Here is a 2,702-nt window from a genome sequence, read left to right as displayed (position 1 = left end):
TTTTTGAGGAAAAGAGCCGTGCGCGTCGGCTTGACCGGATTTCTACTGCCGCATGGCTTTCAATCTCTGACAGCTACGCCGAGCGAATCAAGGCATACATAAAGGAATGTGCGAAGAATCCGGATTTGCTGAATACTCAGAAAGTGCTTCCGCCTGACTGGCAGGCTATGGGAGAGGCGGCGAAACTCTTCACCCGCTCGCTGATGATGGGTCTGGATTCCGCCGTTCGCAAGGCAGAGTTCGATGAGCCGAGCGCAGAGGACATCGAGAACATGCCCTACCATGAGGCTGTGGAATACCTCAGAAAGCGTGATGTTATAAAAAAAGTTGACTATGACTCGCTATCTGACAAGATGCGTTTCCGTGCCTTTACCGCTTCCAGGATTGCAGACGGCGACCTTTTGAAGAAACTGAACGCAGAGATGATTGCCAGCGTGAACGACGGCAAGGGGCTGAGCGACTTCCTTTCGCTCACGAAGACTGACATTCTGGATAAAATCGGCATGGGCGCAGGGTCGGGCTGGTACTACGAGACCGTCTACCGCACGAATGTTCAGACAGCCTACAATGTTGGCCGTGCGATGGGATTCGCCGAGGACAAGCCGCTTGCGCTTGAGCTTGTGATTATCGACGACTCGCGCACAAGCGACATCTGCCGTCAGTATGCGGGAAAGCGTTTCATCCTTCCGTATGATCATCCGTTCTGGCAGACTCACTGGCCGCCCTTTCACTTCAACTGCCGAACGACTATCCGTGCGATTTACGACGAGAGCGAGCTTCCTGAGAACTGGAGTAACCCGAAGGACATCGAGGACGCAAACAACGGCTTCGGCGTATACCCATTGAGCAACGACAGCTGGTGGGAAGAGCTTTCAAGCCAGGTAGCGAGGGCGAAAGAGTACGGTGTGCAGGGGGAGATTCTTGGGGCGAAGAGTGCTATTTTCAACAAGCGTGAGAATGTGATAAACTCAGTTTCAGACGGAAAAATCACACAAGGAGAGCCAATGACTTTTGAAGAAGCTGACGGCGGAAATGTAAACCCATTCTTTAGTTTGGGCGGTGGATATTTAGAAAATTGTCAAACCGCTGTAGTTGCTTTTGAAGCTAGACTTCGTGGATTCAATGTCCGTGCAAAAGCCTATGATGAAAACAATATTGTTTTTAAAAGATTAGCAAAAAATCCTCTCAGGGCTTTTATTGACCCAAAGACAAGACATCATCCAAATTGGATTGAAAATAATTCTGTGAAAAATTGGAAAGACGAATTCAGATTTGTAAAATCAACGGTAAAAGAGAATGAGAGGTATGTACTCCAATATCATTGGGCAGAAACTGGTGGTGGTCACATAATCTCTGTCTTCAAAAATAAAAAAGGAATCTTAACATTTTATGACCCTCAGAATGGTGAGATTTATACGAACAAAGATGTTTTTGAACTTTTGCAGGATATGTTATACACAGACTCTGTAAAAACTCCTAAAATTTTGCGTATTGACAACTTGCAATTTGACGAAAATATAGTAAAATCAATATTGGAGGTTGCAAATGAGTGAAGTATTGAAATATGCGAACGCACAAAGCAAAAATTTTAAATATACTCACGATGAATTGTTCCTCGAAAACTGGAATGGCTACAAGGTTCATTTAGTCACATCGGACAAAGCTAAGAATCTTTGTCTCGGCTGGCCATTTTTTGTAAAAGAAAAAGACGGAATCTTAGCAAGGGTTATATCAACAGCTGATATGCTGAACATAATGCGGATTCACCGTAAAAGAAAAACAAAATAACAATCCACAGCCCCGTAAATTGCGGGGCTTTTTCTTTAGAGGTTACATAAAAAATGAAAGAAGAAATCTACAAAACTTTGGAAAAAGTGAGTCTATATGCTGATGTAGAAATTTCAAACTTTGGTGATGTATGTGCAATATCTCGAAGCAAGAAACCGTGCATCGTTTCAAAAAACGCTAAAGGCAAACATTTTCTGAAAATCTGGAAAGTGAATCACTGGAAAGCTTTTTTAGTTGAGTCTGAATTGTGTAAACTTTTTCCAGAAGAAAAAGAAAATTACACAAAAGATTATCTCTATCGAACAAAAGTTCGTGATGAAGAAAAAAAGATAATCAAGAAAGACAATGCTGATGGATATTCTGTTGGGCAAATCTCAAAAGCATATAAGATTCGTGAAGAAACTATTTACAAGATAGTTTCTGCGCCGAATGCCGGGGAACCACCAATAATTCTTGTCGAATATTAAAAAGTTCTGATTTTCATAGAAAAACGAGGCTCAAGAAGCTGTAAAAAATCCCCTCATCTCAAAAATTCACCGATTATTCACCGATTCCGCCTAAAAAAACGGATAACTTGTCACTTTATCCCCAATCCCCCCTGAATTTCCCGTTTTTTAAAATTTCCTCTCTCCCAGAATTGCCGTGTTTTATGCTCCGTGTTGCACAATCTCCGCAGAGGTAAAACAAATGAAAAAAAGATCTTTTTTAATTTTTGTCACAGCCATGGCTTTCATGGTTGTTTTGTTTTCGTGTGATGCCCAGTCACAGTTCCAACTGGAAGCGTATGATGCGAAGTACAAGTCAACTTATGCGACGACCGTGAACAAGCTGGAGATGGAAGAAGGAAACTTCAATGTCTACCGGCGCGTGATTTTTTACAATGTCAGGCTCGGTGAGACGGTCTTCGCATGTGA

General features: G+C 42.6%; 4 protein-coding genes. All 4 read left to right on the top strand.

The genetic code is table 11. The features are described from left to right. A partial coding sequence (locus IJJ71_RS05760) for a phage minor head protein (RefSeq protein ID WP_296845879.1) occupies window positions 1-1,553 on the top strand: 1,553 nt, incomplete at its 5' end. Next, window positions 1,546-1,788 (top strand): hypothetical protein, encoded by a 243-nt coding sequence (locus IJJ71_RS05755; RefSeq protein ID WP_296845878.1) that lies wholly within the window; start codon window positions 1,546-1,548, stop codon window positions 1,786-1,788. The genes IJJ71_RS05760 and IJJ71_RS05755, both read left to right, overlap by 8 nt. 53 nt (window positions 1,789-1,841) lie before the next feature. Next, window positions 1,842-2,255, top strand: coding sequence for a hypothetical protein (locus tag IJJ71_RS05750; protein WP_296845877.1), 414 nt, complete (start codon window positions 1,842-1,844; stop codon window positions 2,253-2,255). A 220-nt stretch (window positions 2,256-2,475) separates the two neighbouring features. Further along, the coding region (locus tag IJJ71_RS05745) for a hypothetical protein (protein ID WP_296845876.1) at window positions 2,476-2,702 on the top strand (227 nt) is incomplete at its 3' end.

It is taken from the genome of Treponema sp., from assembly GCF_017430385.1.
GTDB lineage: Bacteria > Spirochaetota > Spirochaetia > Treponematales > Treponemataceae > Treponema_D.
The sequence above is the reverse complement of the archived record's forward strand: the minus strand, read 5'-3'. Positions and strand labels throughout refer to the sequence as shown.